The organism is Bacillus sp. FSL K6-3149 (assembly GCF_038630515.1).
Classification (GTDB): domain Bacteria; phylum Bacillota; class Bacilli; order Bacillales; family Bacillaceae; genus Bacillus; species Bacillus pumilus.
The window spans coordinates 176,729-195,884 of sequence record NZ_CP152034.1 but is presented as its reverse complement, the minus strand read 5'-3'; the positions used below and the strand labels follow the sequence as shown (position 1 = coordinate 195,884).

The following is a 19,156-nucleotide window of genomic DNA, read 5'->3' as shown; positions in this document are numbered from 1 at the left end:
TCAGGCTTTTTTCTGAAAAAGGAGCGGAAGATCAATGGGAAATGAACTAGATGAAAAGCTGGAAGGCTTGCTTGAGAAATATACTGAGCTACTCCTTGGCGAATCAACAGACGCACTGAAACAAGATGTGAAACAATGGGTGATCTACTCTCATATCGCAAAAAGCATGCCGCCTCTAGCAAAGCATTTTAATGAATCGTATCCAGAGGCTAAGGAAGAAATCAAAGAAACCATTCAGCGAATCAAACAAATGAACGAAGCTCATCGAGCGAATCAAGATCGTTAAAAAAACTGCCAGCTACATACTGGCAGTTTTTCTTTATGACATCTGTGATGGTCCGTATGGAGATTGTTCTGTCAGTGTTTGCTGAAATTTCTGGTGCGCCTGCTGGAGCTTTTGCTGTTCAGCGGCTTCAACAGAATACCAGCCGTATTGGAACATGACATCATATAAATGTCTTTGTGTTTTCTGAGTTTCTAGCGCAATTCGCTGAATATCCTGATAAAGAGATTCATGACTGAATTCATTGAGCGCTGTGTTGTATCCGCTTGTCATATATTTTTCAGTCGACAAGAGATCTGTGACAAAATCACGATCATTCATGTTTGTTGTCGTGGGAACCGGAGTTTGAGGATTCCCGATTTTTTGTTGGTTTTGTTGTTCCATGTTTTTTCCTCCTATTGCATAAAGCCAGTAGACTGGCCTTGCCCTGAGCTGCCTAAATGCTGAAGAATTTGTGTGTAATGCTGATGGTGCATTTGGCCCACTTGATTTAATTCTTGTTTCAATGTTTGATCCTGGCAATGCTCGGCCATAAAGTGAGCCTTTTTCATAGCGATCAAGTTCCAATTCAGCATATCCTCTAAGTACAAGGAATCTTTCACTGAAATGACTTGCGGGGGCATATTCATTTGCTGATTGTTCAAGGTGTGTTCCTCCTTACAATTTTGTTTCCTTACTGATTTTTTTTATATTGTTGATTTTGACTAGTCTTTTTGCCGCCTAGGTCTGCTTCCTGTGATGGACCTGCGTTTCCTTTTACACTTGCAGCACTTACGCCTGCTTTCGATGGGTTTTTCTTCAAACGAGACATGTGGACATCACCTCCATTCTTACAATGCCCTCTCATCTTTAATTCATACGCCGCAAAGTAAGGCACATGAGAATGTGTAAATTTTTGAAATCCGCTCTTGAACTGTTTCGGAAAATCTTTTAAGATAAAGAAAGAGGCATTGCTTTTTTTTGGACAAAAAATGAATGACTGTTCATTCAAAATGTTTAGGGGGATATTTATGGGCAAACATATTCGCAAGGCGGCTGTCATTGGTTCAGGTGTCATGGGCTCAGGCATTGCTGCGCATCTAGCCAATATCGGGATACCAGTAACATTGCTAGATATTGTGCCAAACGAACTGACAAAGGAAGAAACGGCAAAAAAGCGAACGCTTGATCACCCTAGTGTTCGGAATAGATTAAGTCAAGAAGCGATGAAAAAATTGTTAAAGCAAAAGCCAGCACCTCTTACTTCAGCAAAAAACCTATCATACATCACACCGGGAAATCTCACAGATCACCTTTCCTTATTACATGATGCTGACTGGATCATTGAAGTCGTCACTGAAAAGCTCAGCATCAAACAACATGTATTCTCTCTCATCGACGAACACCGCAAAGAAGGCAGTATCGTATCAAGTAACACATCTGGAATTTCGGTTGAAAAAATGGCAGAAGGCCGATCAGAGGATTTTAAACGCCACTTTTTAGGTACACATTTTTTTAACCCAGCTCGTTATTTAAAGCTTTTAGAAATCATTCCTATTCAAGAAACAGATCCAGAAGTACTCCAATTTATGAAAACGTTTGGCGAGGATGTACTTGGTAAAGGCGTCGTTGAAGCGAAAGATACGCCGAACTTTATTGCCAATCGTATTGGTACTTATGGACTCCTTGTGACAGTGCGTGAAATGCTTGAAAACAAATACACCATCGGAGAGGTGGATTCGGTCACAGGACCCCTCATTGGAAGACCGAAAAGTGCGACCTTCCGTACACTTGATGTCGTAGGGATCGACACGTTTTTCCATGTAGCCCGCAACGTATATGACCAAGTAGAAGGAAAGGAAAAAGATATTTTCCAGCTGCCTGAGTTTATTGAAAGAATGCTTGAAAAGGGATGGATTGGCAGCAAGGCAGGGCAAGGATTTTATCAAAAAAATGGGAAGACCATTTTAGAACTTGACCCTGTGACGCTCACATACGGAGAACGAACGAAGCTGAAAGATCCAGGCATTGAGATGGCGAAGCAGCAAAAGGGAACGAAAGCGAAATTGAAAGCGCTTATTTATCAAGATGGTCGTGCAGGACAATTGCTCTGGAACATGACGGCACCTGTGCTCCTTTACTCAGCTCAGTTAACAGGCGAAATTGCGGATGATATTCAGTCCATCGATAACGCAATGAAGTGGGGATTTGGCTGGCAGCACGGTCCATTTGAGCTCTGGGATGCAATTGGTGTGAAAAAAGCAGTCGAGCGCATGGAAGCAGAAGGTCACAGCATCCCGCAGTGGGTGCAAGACATGCTGTCAGAAGGACACGACACATTCTATCAAGAAAATGCTGATGGAGAGCGTGCGTTTTATCACAATGGGGCTTACGAACAGGAAAAAGGAAACGACAAGAATATTTCCTTAGCGAAATTGAAAAAGAAGAACGGCGTGATTTTCAAAAATGCTGGTGCGAGCTTGATTGATATCGGTGATGATGTCGCCTTGCTCGAATTTCACTCCAAAAGCAATGCCATTGGACTAGATGTCATTGACATGATCAATCGCGCTGTCGATGAGGTGGAACAAAATTATAGAGGGCTTGTCATCGGAAACCAAGGCAAGAACTTCTGTGTTGGTGCCAACCTTGCTTTGATTTTAATGGAAGCTCAGGACGATAATTTCTTTGAAATTGACTTTGTGATCCGCCGCTTCCAGCAGGCAATGATGAAGGTGAAATATAGCGACCGTCCAATCGTTGCTGCACCGTTTGGTATGACACTTGGAGGCGGAACAGAGGTTTGTCTGCCGGCAGCAGCTATTCAGGCGTCGAGTGAAGCATACATGGGTCTTGTCGAAGCGGGAGTTGGACTGATTCCAGGCGGCGGTGGAAACAAAGAATTATACCTTCGCCATCTGCAGGGATCAGCGAAGCCGTCACAGACCGCTATACAAGATGCCACGATGAAAACATTTGAAACGATTGCAATGGCTAAAGTATCCACTTCTGCTGAAGAAGCGCGGGATATGAACATGCTCCGCATGAGTGACCGAATCAGCATGAACGGAGACCACCAGATCTATGATGCGAAACAACTTGTGCTCTCTCTTGATGAAGCAGGTTATCGTGCGCCTCTCAAGCAAAAGGTACCCGTCATGGGAGAAACAGGCTATGCAGCGATGATATTGGCGGCTGAAAATATGAGATTATCTGGATACATTTCAGAGCATGACATGACCATTGTTAAAAAATTAGCTCATGTTATTTCCGGCGGAAAACTGCCATTTGGAACAGAGGTAGAGGAGCAATACTTATTAGAGCTTGAAAGAGAAGCCTTTTTAAGTCTTGTAGGAGAAGTGAAATCACAAGCACGCATGCAGCACATGCTCGTCAAAGGAAAACCTTTACGTAACTAAGGGGGAGTCAAAATGAGAGAAGCAGTCATTGTCGCTGGTGCGAGAACACCAGTAGGGAAGGCGAAAAAAGGATCGTTAAAACATGTTCGGCCTGATGATATGGGCGCATTGTGTGTAAAAGAAACATTAAAGCGTGCCGGTGATTACGACGGACAGATAGATGATTTGATCATCGGATGTGCAACACCAGAAGCAGAGCAGGGGTTAAATGTGGCTCGGAATATTGGAGCATTAGCAGGGCTTCAGTATACAGTCCCTGCCATCACCATTAACCGCTACTGCTCATCTGGTCTTCAGTCCATTGCTTATGCGGGTGAGCGGATTATGCTCGGTCAGGCAGAAACGATCTTAGCTGGAGGAGTCGAATCGATGTCACAGGTGCCGATGATGGGTCATTCCATTCGTCCGAATGCTCAATTGGCAGAACAAGCGCCTGAATACTATATGAGCATGGGGCACACGGCAGAGCAGGTGGCGCAAAAGTATCAGGTTACACGTCAAGATCAGGACGCCTTTGCGGTAAGAAGTCATCAAAAGGCAGCCAAAGCATTACAGGAAGGGAAATTTTCAGACGAGATTGTATCCGTTGATGTAACAGAGCGGCGTGTAGGGGAGCAATTTCAATTAGAAGAACATCAATTCACGTTCTCACAGGATGAAGGCGTAAGAGCGGGGACAACAGAAGAGATTCTTTCCACTTTGCGTCCGGCTTTTTCAACAAAAGGCACGGTGACCGCAGGAAACTCTTCACAAACAAGTGACGGCGCTGCGTGTGTGATGATGATGGATCGAGAGAAAGCATCCTCACTTTCCATTCAGCCGCTCGCCAAGTTCAGAGCGTTTGCTGTTGGCGGTGTACCGCCTGAAGTGATGGGAATCGGTCCAATTGAAGCCATTCCACGTGCGCTGAAAATCGCCGGACTTGAGCTGAAAGATATCGGACTGTTTGAATTAAACGAAGCGTTTGCCTCTCAGGCCATTCAAGTCATTCGTCATTTAGGAATTGATGAAGAGAAAGTGAATGTCAATGGCGGGGCAATCGCGCTAGGACATCCGCTCGGCTGTACAGGAACGAAATTGACATTGTCACTCATTCATGAAATGAAACGGCGAAACGAGCAATTTGGCATCGTCACAATGTGTATCGGCGGGGGCATGGGAGCAGCAGGAATTTTTGAATTGATCTAAAGGGGGAAAACAGAATGAAAGCAATGGAAGAGGTAAAAAAGGGTGGAAGCTTCTTAATTGATGAAACGAATTATGAGCATATCTTTACACCAGAGGATTTCTCTGATGAGCATCAAATGATTGGAAAGACAACAGAGGATTATATTTTACAAGACGTTGTTCCATATATAGATCAAATTGAAAAGCATGAATTTGAGCATTCCGTCAGGCTTCTTAAAAAGGCTGGAGAGCTTGGGCTGCTAGGAGCTGACGTGCCTGAAGAATTTGGCGGGCTTGGATTAGATAAAATCAGTTCAGCCATTATTACCGAGAAATTCTCCAGAGCAGGGAGCTTCTCGCTTTCCTATGGCGCCCATGTCGGCATTGGATCTCTGCCAATCGTACTGTTCGGAAATCAAGCGCAAAAGGAAACATATCTGCCAGGACTCGCTTCTGGAGAAACAATTGCGGCGTACGCCCTAACTGAACCAGGATCAGGCTCTGACGCTCTTGGAGCAAAGACAACTGCGGTCTTAAATGAAGCCGGAACTCATTATGTGCTGAATGGGGAAAAACAGTGGATCACAAACTCCGCATTTGCCGACGTCTTTGTCGTATATGCGAAAATTGATGGTGAACACTTCTCTGCTTTTATCGTAGAAAAGGATTTTCCAGGTGTCAAAACGGGACCTGAAGAGAAAAAGATGGGCATAAAAGGTTCATCGACAAGAACGTTAATTCTCGAAGATGCTCAAGTGCCGAAGGAGAATTTACTAGGTGAGGCTGGCAGAGGTCATGTCATTGCCTTTAACATTTTGAATATCGGACGCTACAAGCTGGCTGTCGGAACAGTTGGTGCGTCAAAACGTGTCATTCAATTATCGGCAGAATATGCAAACCAACGTAAGCAATTCCAAACGCCAATTTCTCGATTTAGCTTAATTGGTGAAAAAGTAGCCAACATGTCGGCAAAGCTCTATGCGATGGAAAGTGCTGTTTACCGCACAGTCGGATTATTTGAACAGCGCATGGGTCTATTAAGTGAAGAAGAGCAAAAGGATGGCAAACAAATTGCCCAGTCCATTGCAGAATATGCGATTGAATGCTCTCTTTGTAAAGTGCTTGGCTCTGAAACTTTAGACTATATAGCGGATGAGGGCGTGCAGATTCACGGCGGATATGGATTCATGCAAGAATACGAGGTCGAAAGAGCCTATCGTGACTCGCGGATTAACCGTATTTTTGAAGGGACTAACGAAATCAACCGTCTGCTTGTACCAGGCACATTCTTGAAGAAAGCGATGAAGGGAGAGCTTCCGCTGCTTCAAAAGGCGCAAACCTTACAGGAAGAGCTCATGATGATGATGCCGGAAGAGCCAGGTGATCAGCCGCTGGATCAAGAAAAATACTTGCTCGCCCATGCGAAAAAGATCGCCTTAATGGTATCTGGAATGGCGGCGATGAAGTATGGAAAAGCATTAGACAAAGAGCAAGAGATTCTTGTGAACATAGCGGATATCGTCAATGAAATTTTTGCTGCTGAATCGGCGATTCTGCGTACTGAAAAGGCAATCGCTGCATCAGGGCTAGATAAGAATACTCAAAAGCTTGCTTACACACAAATTTTCACGCAGGAAGCCTTCTTAAAAATTGAAGCTCATGCAAAAGAATCTTTGATCGCGATGGAAGAAGGAGATGCACTCCGCATGAGTCTGTCAGCTCTTCGCAAACTGACAAGATTCACCCCGATCAATGTCATCGCCAAAAAGCGCGAAGTGGCGAAACGAATCTTTGAAGCAGAGAAATATATCGTATAAGACGGCTGAAAAGGTACGGATATCACTCCGCACCTCAGCGTGTAGACAAACCCTCGCATTCGTTGTCAGGTCTGCGCTCCGGTGCTCACGAATGTCAAATTCGCTCCGCTCCGATGCTCGTCCTTCCTAGACTTCAAAGGTTTTCTATCACGCTGAAAAGAAGACAAAGGGCTAAAATAAAAACCATTTTAGCCCTTTGTCAACAATCTGAGGTGCGGATATCACTCCGCACCTTTTTGTAAGCATACATTTAGGTTTTTAAAATATTTTGTGATAAAATGTTCTCACTACTTGCAGGAGGTGAAAATAGTGGCTTTAGATTTTTATGAATACCCATCTTGCGGTACATGCCGAAAAGCAAAAAAATGGCTGGAAGAACACAATAAAGATATCAACAGCATACATATCGTCGAAGAGACGCCTGATAAAGAAACATTAAAAGCGCTTTACGAAAAAAGTGGCTTAGAGCTGAAGAAGTTCTTTAATACAAGCGGACAGAAATACCGAGAGCTACAGCTGAAAGATCAACTTCCTGCAATGTCAGAAGGCGAGCAGCTAGAATTACTCGCATCTAACGGAATGCTGATCAAGCGCCCGATTACAACAGACGGTAAACGAGTCACAGTTGGATTTAATGAAGATACATTTAAAAGCGTCTGGAAATGATGTAACTTTCATTCAGATTGTGGTATCTTCAATATAGATTGAAAGAAAAGACTGGAGGGGTATTGAATGAGCACACCAAAAGATTTACGTTATTCAGAAGAACATGAATGGGTCAAAGTAGAAGGAGATAAGGTGCGTATCGGTATTACGCATTTTGCTCAATCTGAGCTAGGCGATATCGTGTTCGTTGAGCTTCCTGAAGTAGGAGACAAAATTACAGCGGACGAGCCTTTCGGAAGTGTAGAATCAGTGAAAACAGTTTCTGAGCTTTACGCACCGATCAACGGTACAATCGTCGAAGTGAACGATGAGCTGGATGACAGCCCTGAATTCGTCAACGACTCTCCATACGAAAAAGCATGGATGATCGTGGTAGAGCCAGCTGATACATCTGAAATTGAGAACTTGATGACTGCTGAGCAATATGAAGAAATGACAAAAGAAGACTAATTCACGTGAAATTGGACACTCTACCTTTATGGGGGGTGTCCAATTTGTCTTTTCAAAAAGAACATGTGGATATAACAGATCATGTCACTGGACGATTCAAAGAAAGCGGCATGGTGCTGTATCATCAAAATGAAGAGATTGGCACGATGATTAGTGAAAACCAATATGAGTTAAAATCAGGTTATTCCTATGAGCAAAATCGTTTTTATCGTCTGACGGATACATTGACCCACGGAACAGAAAAATATGTAGACTGTGATGATGAAAATGGCTGGTGCTAATCACAGATGAGGCTGCAGTGAGCATAAGCTGCAGTCTTTTTAGTGCAAGCGCCCAATCTTTACAACCTGAATGAAAAATTGTAATCTAAGGGAGAAGTGAACAACGTCAAAAGGGCCGGGTGATCGTGATGAATGTAGAGGTAGAAAAGGTCATCATTGTAGAAGGTAAAACAGACAAACAAAAGCTAAAAGAAGTCATAAGTGAACCTGTTACCATCATTTGCACCAATGGCACGATCAGTACATCGAAGCTGGATCAGCTCGTAGACGAATTATTGGGGAAAGACGTTTACATATTAGCAGACAGTGACGATGCAGGCGACAAACTGCGGAAGCAATTTCGAAAAGAATTCCCTGAAGCATTTCATCTTTTTGTCGACAGAACGTACCGCGAAGTGGCCGCTTCACCGTCAGCCCACATTGCATCTATCCTATTAGCTGCAAACATTGATGTTCATTCGAAATATTTATGAGGGTGGACGTATATGAAAGAGATTGAAGAACACGAATTCAAGGAGATAAAGGACGATTTATTTCTTTTATACTTATATACACCGTTTTGCGGAACATGTCAGCTGGCAAAGAAAATGCTGGCTGTCGTAGACACCATGCAGCCGGATGTACCTTTTTATGAAAATAACTTAAACTACTCACCAGGCTTTGCGAAGGCTTTTGAGATCGAAAGCGTTCCTTGCTTTCTACTGTTTAAAAAAGGTGAGCTGGTGCAAAAAGGCTATGCCTTTCACTCCGTACCATATCTTCATGAAATGATTGAAACCGCTAAATAAAGCGGTTTTTTGTCATATTTCAAGCAATTCATCTGAAAATTTGTCGAGTTATTTATAAAGGACAAGCGAATGTTTGTAGAGAAATGTTATGTATAACCAAATGACAGGGAGGTTATACATGTGGAAAAAGTGAAAACCCATGGAAACACAGGGCAGCGATTATTGCTAAAACCGCTGCTCTCATCATCATCCTTGAAGATTACATTTGAGGCGGAAACAGACTCTTGTACATTGATTGTGGATGAGCGTGGTGAAGTGAAGAAACTACCTGCAATTGAGTTATCGGATCTCATCTTTTATGGTGAGAGAAAAGAAATACTTCAATTATTAGATGGAGATATGTCCTTACAGCAGTTAATTAGCAGGGGACAAGTGAAAGTAAAAGGGTCATTCCGTGCGCTCCTAAGACTAGAGGCGGTGCTTTGGCTGACGAACGGTTTTTTTCGAAAAATGATAACTTAGTCGTTTACTTGGAAATTAGCGATTTACAGCGTTGACATATCTCGGGTAGCATGATATTCTACGTTAGTAAAAACATGAACATCACATAAAACAACATATTTTCTCTTATTAAGAGAGGTGGAGGGACGTGCCCTATGAAACCCGGCAACCGTCAGCATAGCTGAAATTGGTGCCAATTCACTCAAAGCCGCAATGCTTTGAAAGATGAGAGAAAGGCGTATTGAACATAAAAGGCCTTTCTGCTTGCATTGCAGTTAGGTCTTTTTTACTGACCTCACGTCAGGCACGAGGCATGGCAGCAGGAAGAATAAATAACGTATGTGATGGCAACCTATAGATTCAGCAAGAAAGCAGGTGAACAGACTGTGATCCATTTACAGAATGTATCAAAAACGTACCACTCAAAAAGCGGAAATGTTGATGCCGTGAAAGACGTCAACTTGGATATTGATAAAGGTGAAATATTCGGAATTATCGGGTATAGCGGTGCCGGAAAAAGCTCGCTTATTCGCCTATTAAACGGTCTGGAGCTGCCAACAGCAGGAATTGTTGAAGTGGCAGGCAACCGGATCAATGAAGTATCGAATGCGAAACTTCGGAAAGCAAGACAAGAAATCAGCATGATTTTCCAGCACTTTAACCTACTTTGGTCAAGAACAGTGAGACAAAATATTATGTTCCCGCTTGAGATCGCAGGTGTACCTACATCGAAACGGAGAGAGCGTGCGAATGAACTGATTAAATTAGTCGGTTTAGAAGGAAAAGAAAATGCGTATCCGTCTCAGCTTAGCGGCGGACAAAAGCAGCGTGTGGGGATTGCGAGAGCATTAGCAAATGATCCAAAGGTTCTTCTTTGTGACGAAGCGACGTCAGCGCTTGATCCGCAAACAACGGATTCTATCCTTGATCTTTTAGCGGATATCAATAAACGTTTAGGGCTGACAATTGTGCTCATCACACACGAAATGCACGTCATTCGCAAAATTTGTCATCGCGTCGCGGTCATGGAAAATGGACGCATTGTCGAAGAAGGCGAAGTATTACGCGTCTTCAGACAGCCGAAGGAAGAGATGACGAAGCGATTTGTACAGCAGCTTGCTGAACCAGAGGAAGCGAAAGAAACAATCGAGCACGTCTTAGAGCGTGTAAAAGAAGGTCAGGTCGTACGGTTGTCCTTTATTGGCGATTCTGCCGAGCAGCCGCTCATCACTGAAATCGTTCGATCCTTCAATGTCGATGTAAACATCCTTCAAGGAAAGATTTCTCAAACGCAGGAAGGCGCGTTTGGAACACTCTTTATCCATATAAATGGAGAAGAGACCGAGGTAGAAAAAGCCATCGCCTATATCCAAAGCAAACAGGTTGAAATTGAGGTGATGACACATGTTTGAGAAATGGTTTCCGAACGTTGATCTAGACGTCATCTGGAGTGCAACAGGTGAAACAGTGTATATGACACTCATTTCATTGGCATTTGCTTTTGCAATCGGGATTATCCTAGGACTCCTGCTTTTCCTTACAGGAAAAGGCGGTCTTTGGGAAAATAAACCGATCAATGCTGTCATCGGTGCAGTCGTCAACATTTTCAGATCGATTCCTTTTATCATTTTAATCATTCTATTATTAGGGTTTACAAAATTAATTATGGGCACAATTCTAGGTCCAAATGCAGCACTCCCTGCCCTTGTCATTGGGTCAGCTCCATTCTATGCACGTCTTGTTGAAATTGCACTGCGTGAGGTAGACAAAGGAGTCATTGAAGCAGCACGGTCAATGGGAGCGAAAACGTCGACCATCATTTTCAAAGTATTGCTGCCAGAATCATTGCCAGCCCTCATTTCAGGTATTACCGTAACAGCGATTGCTTTAATTGGCTCAACTGCGATTGCAGGTGCAATTGGAGCTGGCGGACTTGGTGACCTTGCTTATGTGGAAGGATACCAATCTGGTAATACAGATGTTACACTTGTTGCCACTGTGTTTATTCTCATCATCGTCTTTATTATTCAAATAATCGGTGATTTGATTACAAATAAAATTGATAAACGTTAAGGGAGGATTTATTCATGAAGAAATTGATTTTAAGTGCACTATTTCTAGCATTTGCAGGCATCTTAGCTGCATGCGGTTCATCTAATAACGCAAGTGATAGCAAAACCATTACGGTTGCCGCTTCAAAAACACCCCATGCCGAGATTCTTGAAGAAGCAAAACCACTTCTAAAAGAAAAAGGCTACGATCTAAAAGTGAAAGTACTTAGTGATTATAAAATGTACAACAAAGCGTTAGCTGAAAAAGAAGTGGATGCAAACTTTTTCCAACATATCCCTTACTTAAATGAAGAAAATAAATCAAACAAAGATTACAACCTAGTTAGTGCTGGTGCGGTTCACCTTGAGCCTTTCGGTATCTACTCTAAGAAATACAAATCAGTAAAAGATATTCCAAACGGCGGGACGATCATCATGACAAACAACGTAGCTGAACAAGGCCGTATGCTTGCACTATTGCAAAATGCTGGTGTCATTAAGATTGATCCTAAAGTTGATACAATCAACGCAACAGTAAAGAACATCAAAGAAAACCCGAAGAACCTAAAGTTCAAAAAAATCGCTCCTGAACTAACAGCGAAAGCTTATGAAAACAGTGAAGGCGATGCTGTGTTTATTAACGTCAACTATGCGATTCAAAATAAATTGAATCCGAAAAAAGATTCAATTGAACTTGAGCAAACAAAGAACAACCCATATGCAAACATCGTGGCGGTTCGCAAAGGTGAAGAAAAATCAGATAAGATCAAGACATTAATGGAAGTTCTTCACTCTGATAAAATCAAAGAATTCATCGACAAAAAATATGACGGTGCTGTACTACCGGTATCTGAATAACAATGTGTTAACCTCGCTTTCATCAAAGCGAGGTTTTTTTGTGTATTTTTTCAAATCTCGCTCATAATAAAAATGTACAAATGACCTGAAGGGATGGAATGAAGATGAATGAACAGCATATGAGCGGATCCATGCAGCAATCACTGACTGATTATAAAACCGCAATGGGTGAATTTCAGAAGAAAATGCCGGTGTTTGGGAAGAAATTCAATGAATTCACGGAGCAGTGCTTTCAGAGCGATTCATTAACGCAAAAGGAAAAACAAATGATTGCCCTTGGCATCAGTATTCATGCACAGGATGAATACTGCATGATTTATCATACAAAGGGAGCGCTCGACCAAGGCGCGACAGAAGAGAATTTGCTAGAGGTCGTCAGTGTGGCGGCAGCGTTCGGCGGCGGTGCTGCACTAAGTCAAGGCATCACAGTTGTTCAGCAATGTATTGACGAATTTGGAGGACAGACGCATTAAGGGAAGGATAAGATGGCATTTATCCATATCAGGGAGTTGAGTCCTTCTCAGCCGATTGTGTGAGAAAATATGCCAGCATAGCGCGTCATATCCCTTTTGAGTGAAGCCACATGTCTTTGATACAATGAAGCTACACTCAAAGAAGGGAATGGTTTATTATTTGTTCGGACCATAGTACACTGGGATTGGATTATACCGCCGAGATGGAAAAGGCCATGCATAAGGCTCATGGCATGAGCTATGCAGAGTACGAAAGAGACCATGACTTACGGATGAAAGTGGAATATAAACGAGAGCAGTCCTATCGAGATGAGAAAAGACAGCTCGCAAAAATGAATATACGAGGCTATTAAATAGCTAAGGGCGGGGAGAACAGTTTCCCGTCCTTTCTTTATGAAAACAGTCTTTTCGACATAAATCCTTTTATCTACCGGCTTTTTTTGTTAGAATTTTGAGAGCATCCTCTCACGCATATCGTGAATGTGTTGTATTCAGTTTTAATTTGTTATAAAATTAGAATGAGAATAAATTGAGAATAATGATTATTTTGGAGGTATCGATATATGACTGCTTCGACATTAACAATTAAGGACTTGCACGTTGAGATTGAAGGGAAAGAAATCTTAAAGGGTGTAAACCTCGAGATAAAAGGTGGAGAATTCCACGCAGTAATGGGACCAAACGGTACAGGTAAATCAACTTTATCTGCTGCCATTATGGGTCACCCTAAATATGAAGTAACAAAAGGTAGCATTTTGCTTGATGGCGAAGATGTACTTGAAATGGAAGTAGATGAGCGCGCTCAAGCAGGTCTTTTCCTTGCGATGCAATACCCATCTGAAATTAGTGGTGTGACAAATGCGGACTTCCTTCGTTCTGCTATTAACGCTCGCAGAGAAGAAGGCGATGAAATCTCTCTAATGAAATTCATCCGCAAAATGGACGAAAACATGGAGTTCCTTGAAATGGACCCAGACATGGCGCAACGCTACCTAAACGAAGGTTTCTCAGGCGGAGAGAAAAAACGCAATGAAATTCTTCAATTAATGATGATTGAACCTAAAATTGCGATCCTTGATGAAATCGATTCTGGTCTTGATATCGATGCGTTGAAAGTGGTTTCTAAAGGAATTAACAGAATGCGCGGCGAAAGCTTCGGCTGCTTAATGATCACTCACTATCAGCGTCTACTGAACTACATCACACCAGATCACGTTCATGTCATGATGCAAGGACGTATCGTGAAATCTGGCGGACCAGAGCTTGCACAACGTCTAGAAGCAGAAGGCTATGACTGGATTAAAAAAGAGTTAGGAATTGAAGACGAAACTGTTGGTCAAGAAGCGTAAGCGTTAGGAGGATTATTGATGACATTAGAAACGAAATTATCAGTAGATCAAGATTATGTCAAAAGCTTCTCCGAGAAGCATCAGGAACCGGCATGGATGAGTTCCCTTCGCTTACAGGCTCTTGAAAAAGCAGAAGACCTTCCAATGCCAAAGCCTGACAAAACGAATATTTCTAAATGGAATTTAACCAATTTCAAACAGCATACAGTCGAAAGTGCGCCATTTGGATCATTAGAAGAGCTTCCTGAAGAAGTGAAATCTCTCATTGATTTAGAGGACACGGATAAGACAGTCTACATTCAGCGTGATCAAACGCCAGCATACTTGTCTCTTTCAACGGAAGCGAAAGACAAAGGCGTGATCTTCACTGATCTTCATACAGCGCTTCGCGAACATGGTGATCTAGTGAAGAAATACTTCATGACGGATGCAGTGAAAGTAGATGAGCATAAACTAACAGCTTTACATGCTGCCTTAGTGAATGGCGGAGCTTTCCTCTATGTACCAAAAAATGTAGAACTTGAAGCGCCAATTCAAGCCGTCTACCTGCATGAAAATGACGACACGACTTTGTTCAACCATGTCATCGTCGTAGCAGACGATCATAGTGCAGTGACATATGTAGAAAACTACATTAGTACAGCAAAACCTGAAGAAGCAATCTTCAATATCGTGTCCGAAGTGTTCACGGGAGCTAATGCCCGCGTCACATACGGCGCAGTAGATAACCTTTCAGAAGGTGTCACAGTCTATGTGAACAGACGCGGTATGGCAAATGGCCGTGACAGTAAAATCGAATGGGCGCTTGGCCTTATGAATGATGGAGACGTCGTGTCTGAAAACATCACAAAGCTTATGGGCGACGGGACATTCGGTGATACAAAATCAGTTGTTGTCGGCCGCGGGAATCAAACGGAAAACTTTACAACAAGCATCATCCACTTCGGTAAAAACTCTGAAGGGTATATCTTGAAGCATGGTGTGATGAAGGATCAAGCATCCTCTATCTTTAACGGAATTGGTAAAATCGAGCATGGCGCAACGAAGTCAAATGCCGAGCAGGAATCACGTGTTCTCATGCTGAGTGAAAAAGCACGCGGTGATGCAAACCCAATTCTATTAATTGATGAAGATGATGTAACAGCAGGGCATGCTGCTTCTGTTGGACGTGTCGATCCAATTCAACTCTATTACCTCATGAGCCGCGGGATTTCCAAAGAAGATGCAGAAAGACTTGTGATTTATGGCTTCTTAAATCCAGTCGTCAAAGAACTGCCGATTGAAGGAGTTAAAAAGCAGCTCGTTTCTGTGATTGAAAGGAAAGTAAAATAATGAATATCAAAGACGTTCGTGAGCAATTTCCAATCCTTCATCAGCAAGTGAACGGACATGATTTGGTGTATTTGGACAGTGCAGCGACTTCTCAAAAACCAAGAGTGGTCATTGATGCAATGAATGAGTATTACCGGTCTTACAACTCGAACGTCCACCGGGGTGTTCATACCCTTGGCACAAAAGCAACGGACGCATACGAGGGTGCGAGAGAGAAAGTTCGTGCATTCATCCGTGCTTCATCTGTCCAAGAAATTATTTTTACTAGAGGTACAACAACTGCACTAAACACAGTGGCGATCAGCTATGCTAGAGCAAACCTCAAAGAAGGCGATGAGATTGTCATTACGCACATGGAGCACCATGCAAATATCATCCCTTGGCAGCAAGCAGCAAAAGCAACTGGCGCCACATTGAAATATATTCCGTTACAGGAAGACGGCACGCTATCGCTGGAAGATGTGAAGCAAACAATCACACATCAAACGAAAATCGTCGCTGTCACACATGTTTCAAACGTATTAGGAACCATCAACCCGATTAAAGAAATCGCCAAAATAGCCCATGATCATGGGGCAATCATTGTCGTCGATGGTGCACAAAGCACGCCGCATATGCAAATTGATGTTCAGGATCTAGATTGTGACTTTTTCGCATTCTCCGGGCATAAAATGTGTGGACCGACTGGCATCGGTGTGCTTTACGGGAAGAAGGACCTTTTGAATAATATGGAGCCTGCTGAGTTTGGCGGTGAAATGATCGACTTTGTGGATCTGTATGATTCTACTTGGAAAGAGCTCCCGTGGAAATTTGAAGCGGGAACACCGATTATTGCCGGAGCAGTTGGACTAGGAAAAGCGATTGATTTCTTAAATGACATTGGTATGGAGGAAGTCAGCCGTTACGAGCATCAGCTTGCCACTTATGCGCTTGAGCGCTTCAAGGAGCTTGAAGGTGCGACTGTTTATGGACCGCAGCACCGAGCTGGGCTTGTGACGTTTAATTTAGATGACGTCCATCCGCATGATGCGTCGACTGTTCTGGATACGGAAGGTGTCGCCATTCGTGCTGGACATCACTGTGCACAGCCGCTCATGAAATGGCTTGGTGTATCAGCGACTGCAAGAGCAAGCTTCTATCTGTACAATACAGAAGAAGAGATTGACGAGCTCATCGCAGCGCTCCGTAAGACAAAGGAGTATTTTACGAATGTCTTTTAATGTAAACTTAGACACACTGTATAGACAAGTGATTATGGATCATTATAAAAATCCGAGAAACAAAGGTGTGTTAAACGACAGCATTGTCGTCGATATGAACAACCCAACGTGTGGTGACCGCATTCGTCTCACGATGAAAATCGAAGACGAAAAAGTCATGGATGCGAAATTTGAAGGAGAAGGATGCTCCATTTCGATGGCATCTGCCTCTATGATGACGCAGGCGATTAAAGGGAAAGATATTGAAACAGCTTTGAAAATGTCTCAGATTTTCTCCGATATGATGCTAGGAAAAGAATACGACGATTCCATTGATCTTGGTGACATTGAGGCGCTGCAGGGAGTGGCAAAATTCCCTGCCCGCATCAAATGTGCAACATTATCCTGGAAGGCGCTTGAAAAAGGCGCATCTGCCGAAGATAACGGCAAATCATAAGATTGGAGTGAAAATGGATGGCTAAAAAAATGCCAGATGTTGGTGAATATAAATACGGCTTTTCTGATAAAGACGTTTCCATTTTCCGTTCAGAGCGCGGACTGACAAAAGAGATCGTTGAAGAAATTTCTCGTATGAAAGAAGAGCCTCAGTGGATGCTCGACTTCCGTTTGAAATCTCTTGAGCTCTTTTACAACATGCCGATGCCACAATGGGGCGGAGATTTAAATGCATTAAACTTTGATGAAATTACGTACTACGTAAAGCCATCAGAGCGCTCTGAGCGTTCTTGGGATGAAGTACCAGAAGAAATCAAAGAAACCTTTGATAAGCTTGGGATCCCTGAAGCAGAGCAAAAGTACTTAGCAGGTGTATCTGCTCAGTATGAATCTGAAGTTGTGTATCACAACATGAAGCAAGACCTTGAAGATCTAGGCATTGTGTTTAAAGATACAGACAGCGCATTAAAAGAGAACGAAGACATCTTCCGTGAGCACTGGGCAAAAGTCATTCCTCCGACTGACAACAAATTTGCTGCGCTTAACTCGGCTGTATGGTCTGGTGGTTCATTTATCTACGTACCAAAGGGCGTCAAAGTAGATACACCACTTCAAGCATACTTCCGTATCAACTCTGAAAACATGGGTCAGTTCGAGCGTACACTTATCATCGTTGATGAAGGCGCACATGTGCATTACGTAGAAGGCTGTACAGCACCAGTTTACACAACAAACTCACTTCACAGTGCGGTTGTTGAAATCGTCGTGAAAAAAGGCGGCTACTGCCGTTACACAACGATTCAAAACTGGGCAAACAACGTCTTCAACCTTGTCACAAAACGTACAGTATGTGAAGAGAATGCGACAATGGAATGGATTGATGGAAACATCGGTTCTAAGCTGACAATGAAATACCCAGCGGTCATCCTAAAAGGTGAAGGCGCTCGTGGTATGACATTAAGTATTGCCCTAGCAGGTAAAGGTCAGCACCAAGATGCAGGTGCAAAAATGATTCACCTTGCACCAAACACATCTTCAACGATCGTATCGAAATCGATTTCCAAACAAGGCGGTAAAGTCACATACCGCGGAATCGTTCACTTCGGACGTAAAGCAGAGGGTGCACGCTCAAACATCGAGTGTGACACACTCATCATGGATAACAAATCAACATCTGATACGATTCCTTACAATGAAATCTTAAACGACAACATTTCATTAGAGCACGAAGCGAAGGTTTCAAAAGTATCAGAAGAGCAGCTATTCTACTTGATGAGCCGCGGAATTTCTGAAGAAGAAGCAACAGAAATGATCGTCATGGGCTTCATCGAGCCATTCACAAAAGAACTGCCAATGGAATACGCCGTTGAAATGAACCGCTTGATTAAGTTTGAAATGGAAGGTTCGATCGGTTAATAATAAAAGACCAAAAACGTGAAATCAAACGTTTTTGGTCTTTTTGTTTTTGAAAAACACAGCTTACATCCCGCTAGGCGAGTAAAACGCATCAAAGGCTTTAGACAAATCGTCAGCTGCAGATGTCAAGATCGTTTCTTCTTCTAAAATCGCTGTTCCTTGTGCCCGGACAATATGAAATTGTTGAAAACCCATCAAGTTTTGGAATATTTCCTTTAGATAATAATATGAAAATTCCAGTGGTGTGTACCGATCGTTATTTGTGAAAATTGAGCCGCTTGCTTGAAGCAAAAGTACACGATAATCATCAGTCATCAGACCAACTGAACCATCTTCTGTATACTTAAACGTTTTTCTAGCAATCAAAATATTATCTATATAATCTTTCATACGTGACGTCACATTAAAATTATGAACAGGTGATACAATCACGATTCGATGATGTGCTTTGAATTGAGCCAATAAAGCAGATGAAGCAGCAGCGATTTTTTCTTCGGTAGCTGTTAATGTTTGTTCAGATGCTTGCTTATCCCAAATACGTAGCAGTTGGTCTTTTTCGATACGAGGAATTTCAGTTTCATGTAAATGTAAAATTGTTGGTTCTTCATGAGGGAATCTTTCTTTAAACTGTTCTAAAAATAGTGTTTGCAGTTTGTTTGAATAACTTTCTTGATGAGTGAAATCAGGGTGTGCGTTAATGATTAATGTTTGCATATACATGCTCCTTTTCT

General features: G+C 42.6%; 24 protein-coding genes and 1 riboswitch. Of the genes, 20 read left to right on the top strand and 4 right to left on the bottom strand.

Going from position 1 to position 19,156, the window contains the following annotated elements; all coding sequences use genetic code 11:
• The first annotated feature begins 34 nt into the window (after window positions 1–34).
• A complete protein-coding gene (locus MHB83_RS01095) occupies window positions 35–286 on the top strand; it encodes a YusU family protein (protein WP_003213733.1) in 252 nt (83 codons plus the stop codon).
• Window positions 287–319: 33 nt separating this feature from the next.
• Here the strand turns inward: MHB83_RS01095 and MHB83_RS01090 are convergent, their stop codons facing one another.
• From MHB83_RS01090 to MHB83_RS01080, 3 genes are read right to left on the bottom strand one after another with little or no spacing between them, the layout of a single operon-like run.
• Window positions 320–667: a spore coat protein gene (locus tag MHB83_RS01090; RefSeq protein ID WP_050944092.1), complete on the bottom strand. Its 348-nt coding sequence runs from the start codon at window positions 665–667 to the stop codon at window positions 320–322.
• 11 nt (window positions 668–678) lie between these two features.
• A complete protein-coding gene (locus MHB83_RS01085; protein ID WP_223250686.1) occupies window positions 679–912 on the bottom strand; it encodes a hypothetical protein in 234 nt (77 codons plus the stop codon).
• 44 nt (window positions 913–956) lie between these two features.
• The gene (locus MHB83_RS01080; RefSeq protein WP_003212904.1) at window positions 957–1,094 is read right to left on the bottom strand and encodes a YuzL family protein; all 138 of its coding nucleotides are present in this window, start codon (window positions 1,092–1,094) and stop codon (window positions 957–959) included.
• Between the two features lie 199 nt (window positions 1,095–1,293).
• On the opposite strand from MHB83_RS01080, the gene MHB83_RS01075 reads away from it, so the two are divergent.
• The 19 genes from MHB83_RS01075 to sufB all read left to right on the top strand — a co-directional run bounded on the left by MHB83_RS01075 (window position 1,294) and on the right by sufB (window position 18,425).
• Entirely contained in the window at window positions 1,294–3,681 is a 2,388-nt protein-coding gene (locus tag MHB83_RS01075) for a 3-hydroxyacyl-CoA dehydrogenase NAD-binding domain-containing protein (protein WP_342496558.1), read from the top strand.
• Window positions 3,682–3,693: 12 nt separating this feature from the next.
• Entirely contained in the window at window positions 3,694–4,869 is a 1,176-nt protein-coding gene (locus MHB83_RS01070; RefSeq protein ID WP_342496557.1) for an acetyl-CoA C-acetyltransferase, read from the top strand.
• A 14-nt stretch (window positions 4,870–4,883) separates the two neighbouring features.
• Window positions 4,884–6,665: an acyl-CoA dehydrogenase family protein gene (locus tag MHB83_RS01065; protein ID WP_251190843.1), complete on the top strand. Its 1,782-nt coding sequence runs from the start codon at window positions 4,884–4,886 to the stop codon at window positions 6,663–6,665.
• A gap of 309 nt (window positions 6,666–6,974) precedes the next feature.
• On the top strand, window positions 6,975–7,331 hold the full coding sequence (locus tag MHB83_RS01060; protein WP_003213086.1) for an arsenate reductase family protein: 357 nt from the start codon (window positions 6,975–6,977) through the stop codon (window positions 7,329–7,331).
• 66 nt (window positions 7,332–7,397) lie between these two features.
• Window positions 7,398–7,781, top strand: a complete 384-nt coding sequence (gene gcvH, locus MHB83_RS01055; RefSeq protein WP_003213614.1) for a glycine cleavage system protein GcvH — start codon at window positions 7,398–7,400, stop codon at window positions 7,779–7,781.
• A 44-nt stretch (window positions 7,782–7,825) separates the two neighbouring features.
• A complete protein-coding gene (locus MHB83_RS01050) occupies window positions 7,826–8,062 on the top strand; it encodes a YusG family protein (protein ID WP_003212882.1) in 237 nt (78 codons plus the stop codon).
• A 128-nt stretch (window positions 8,063–8,190) separates the two neighbouring features.
• Complete coding sequence (locus MHB83_RS01045; RefSeq protein WP_003213068.1) at window positions 8,191–8,535, top strand: toprim domain-containing protein; 345 nt, start codon at window positions 8,191–8,193, stop codon at window positions 8,533–8,535.
• 12 nt (window positions 8,536–8,547) lie between these two features.
• Window positions 8,548–8,850, top strand: coding sequence for a thioredoxin family protein (locus MHB83_RS01040; protein ID WP_003213095.1), 303 nt, complete (start codon window positions 8,548–8,550; stop codon window positions 8,848–8,850).
• 120 nt (window positions 8,851–8,970) lie between these two features.
• Complete coding sequence (locus tag MHB83_RS01035) at window positions 8,971–9,312, top strand: SCP2 sterol-binding domain-containing protein (RefSeq protein ID WP_003212918.1); 342 nt, start codon at window positions 8,971–8,973, stop codon at window positions 9,310–9,312.
• 102 nt (window positions 9,313–9,414) lie between these two features.
• Window positions 9,415–9,523: riboswitch (SAM riboswitch) on the top strand.
• Between the two features lie 154 nt (window positions 9,524–9,677).
• Entirely contained in the window at window positions 9,678–10,703 is a 1,026-nt protein-coding gene (locus MHB83_RS01030) for a methionine ABC transporter ATP-binding protein (RefSeq protein ID WP_137054426.1), read from the top strand.
• Window positions 10,696–11,364: a methionine ABC transporter permease gene (locus MHB83_RS01025; protein ID WP_125586118.1), complete on the top strand. Its 669-nt coding sequence runs from the start codon at window positions 10,696–10,698 to the stop codon at window positions 11,362–11,364. The genes MHB83_RS01030 and MHB83_RS01025 overlap by 8 nt, the downstream gene beginning before the upstream one ends.
• Window positions 11,365–11,378: 14 nt before the next feature.
• The gene (metQ, locus tag MHB83_RS01020) at window positions 11,379–12,200 is read left to right on the top strand and encodes a methionine ABC transporter substrate-binding lipoprotein MetQ (protein WP_003212678.1); all 822 of its coding nucleotides are present in this window, start codon (window positions 11,379–11,381) and stop codon (window positions 12,198–12,200) included.
• A 104-nt stretch (window positions 12,201–12,304) separates the two neighbouring features.
• Window positions 12,305–12,673, top strand: coding sequence for a carboxymuconolactone decarboxylase family protein (locus tag MHB83_RS01015; RefSeq protein ID WP_003212803.1), 369 nt, complete (start codon window positions 12,305–12,307; stop codon window positions 12,671–12,673).
• A gap of 215 nt (window positions 12,674–12,888) precedes the next feature.
• Window positions 12,889–13,026: a hypothetical protein gene (locus MHB83_RS01010; RefSeq protein ID WP_162839378.1), complete on the top strand. Its 138-nt coding sequence runs from the start codon at window positions 12,889–12,891 to the stop codon at window positions 13,024–13,026.
• 210 nt (window positions 13,027–13,236) lie between these two features.
• Window positions 13,237–14,022, top strand: coding sequence for a Fe-S cluster assembly ATPase SufC (gene sufC / locus MHB83_RS01005; protein ID WP_003213654.1), 786 nt, complete (start codon window positions 13,237–13,239; stop codon window positions 14,020–14,022).
• An 18-nt stretch (window positions 14,023–14,040) separates the two neighbouring features.
• Window positions 14,041–15,354: a Fe-S cluster assembly protein SufD gene (gene sufD / locus MHB83_RS01000; protein ID WP_050944088.1), complete on the top strand. Its 1,314-nt coding sequence runs from the start codon at window positions 14,041–14,043 to the stop codon at window positions 15,352–15,354.
• Window positions 15,354–16,574 carry a cysteine desulfurase gene (locus tag MHB83_RS00995; protein WP_003213010.1) on the top strand — a complete coding sequence of 407 codons (1,221 nt, stop codon included), beginning with the start codon at window positions 15,354–15,356 and terminating at the stop codon, window positions 16,572–16,574. The genes sufD and MHB83_RS00995 overlap by 1 nt, the downstream gene beginning before the upstream one ends.
• Window positions 16,564–17,010 (top strand): Fe-S cluster assembly sulfur transfer protein SufU, encoded by a 447-nt coding sequence (gene sufU / locus MHB83_RS00990; protein WP_003212941.1) that lies wholly within the window; start codon window positions 16,564–16,566, stop codon window positions 17,008–17,010. Before MHB83_RS00995 ends, sufU begins: the two co-directional genes overlap by 11 nt.
• A 17-nt stretch (window positions 17,011–17,027) precedes the next feature.
• Entirely contained in the window at window positions 17,028–18,425 is a 1,398-nt protein-coding gene (gene sufB / locus MHB83_RS00985) for a Fe-S cluster assembly protein SufB (RefSeq protein ID WP_003213112.1), read from the top strand.
• Between the two features lie 63 nt (window positions 18,426–18,488).
• Here the strand turns inward: sufB and MHB83_RS00980 are convergent, their stop codons facing one another.
• Complete coding sequence (locus MHB83_RS00980) at window positions 18,489–19,139, bottom strand: NAD(P)H-dependent oxidoreductase (protein ID WP_335355886.1); 651 nt, start codon at window positions 19,137–19,139, stop codon at window positions 18,489–18,491.
• Between the last annotated feature and the right edge of the window lie 17 nt (window positions 19,140–19,156).

What these genes read in the sequence shown, in the direction of transcription:
- MHB83_RS01095 (WP_003213733.1), top strand. Translation starts at nt 35, where the DNA reads ATGGGAAATGAACTAGATGAAAAGCTGGAAGGCTTGCTTGAGAAATAT.
- MHB83_RS01090 (WP_050944092.1), bottom strand. Translation starts at nt 667, where the DNA reads ATGGAACAACAAAACCAACAAAAAATCGGGAATCCTCAAACTCCGGTT.
- MHB83_RS01085 (WP_223250686.1), bottom strand. Translation starts at nt 912, where the DNA reads ATGAATATGCCCCCGCAAGTCATTTCAGTGAAAGATTCCTTGTACTTA.
- MHB83_RS01080 (WP_003212904.1), bottom strand. Translation starts at nt 1,094, where the DNA reads ATGTCTCGTTTGAAGAAAAACCCATCGAAAGCAGGCGTAAGTGCTGCA.
- MHB83_RS01075 (WP_342496558.1), top strand. Translation starts at nt 1,294, where the DNA reads ATGGGCAAACATATTCGCAAGGCGGCTGTCATTGGTTCAGGTGTCATG.
- MHB83_RS01070 (WP_342496557.1), top strand. Translation starts at nt 3,694, where the DNA reads ATGAGAGAAGCAGTCATTGTCGCTGGTGCGAGAACACCAGTAGGGAAG.
- MHB83_RS01065 (WP_251190843.1), top strand. Translation starts at nt 4,884, where the DNA reads ATGAAAGCAATGGAAGAGGTAAAAAAGGGTGGAAGCTTCTTAATTGAT.
- gcvH (WP_003213614.1), top strand. Translation starts at nt 7,398, where the DNA reads ATGAGCACACCAAAAGATTTACGTTATTCAGAAGAACATGAATGGGTC.
- MHB83_RS01045 (WP_003213068.1), top strand. Translation starts at nt 8,191, where the DNA reads ATGAATGTAGAGGTAGAAAAGGTCATCATTGTAGAAGGTAAAACAGAC.
- MHB83_RS01040 (WP_003213095.1), top strand. Translation starts at nt 8,548, where the DNA reads ATGAAAGAGATTGAAGAACACGAATTCAAGGAGATAAAGGACGATTTA.
- MHB83_RS01025 (WP_125586118.1), top strand. Translation starts at nt 10,696, where the DNA reads ATGTTTGAGAAATGGTTTCCGAACGTTGATCTAGACGTCATCTGGAGT.
- metQ (WP_003212678.1), top strand. Translation starts at nt 11,379, where the DNA reads ATGAAGAAATTGATTTTAAGTGCACTATTTCTAGCATTTGCAGGCATC.
- MHB83_RS01015 (WP_003212803.1), top strand. Translation starts at nt 12,305, where the DNA reads ATGAATGAACAGCATATGAGCGGATCCATGCAGCAATCACTGACTGAT.
- MHB83_RS01010 (WP_162839378.1), top strand. Translation starts at nt 12,889, where the DNA reads ATGCATAAGGCTCATGGCATGAGCTATGCAGAGTACGAAAGAGACCAT.
- sufC (WP_003213654.1), top strand. Translation starts at nt 13,237, where the DNA reads ATGACTGCTTCGACATTAACAATTAAGGACTTGCACGTTGAGATTGAA.
- sufD (WP_050944088.1), top strand. Translation starts at nt 14,041, where the DNA reads ATGACATTAGAAACGAAATTATCAGTAGATCAAGATTATGTCAAAAGC.
- MHB83_RS00995 (WP_003213010.1), top strand. Translation starts at nt 15,354, where the DNA reads ATGAATATCAAAGACGTTCGTGAGCAATTTCCAATCCTTCATCAGCAA.
- sufU (WP_003212941.1), top strand. Translation starts at nt 16,564, where the DNA reads ATGTCTTTTAATGTAAACTTAGACACACTGTATAGACAAGTGATTATG.
- sufB (WP_003213112.1), top strand. Translation starts at nt 17,028, where the DNA reads ATGGCTAAAAAAATGCCAGATGTTGGTGAATATAAATACGGCTTTTCT.
- MHB83_RS00980 (WP_335355886.1), bottom strand. Translation starts at nt 19,139, where the DNA reads ATGCAAACATTAATCATTAACGCACACCCTGATTTCACTCATCAAGAA.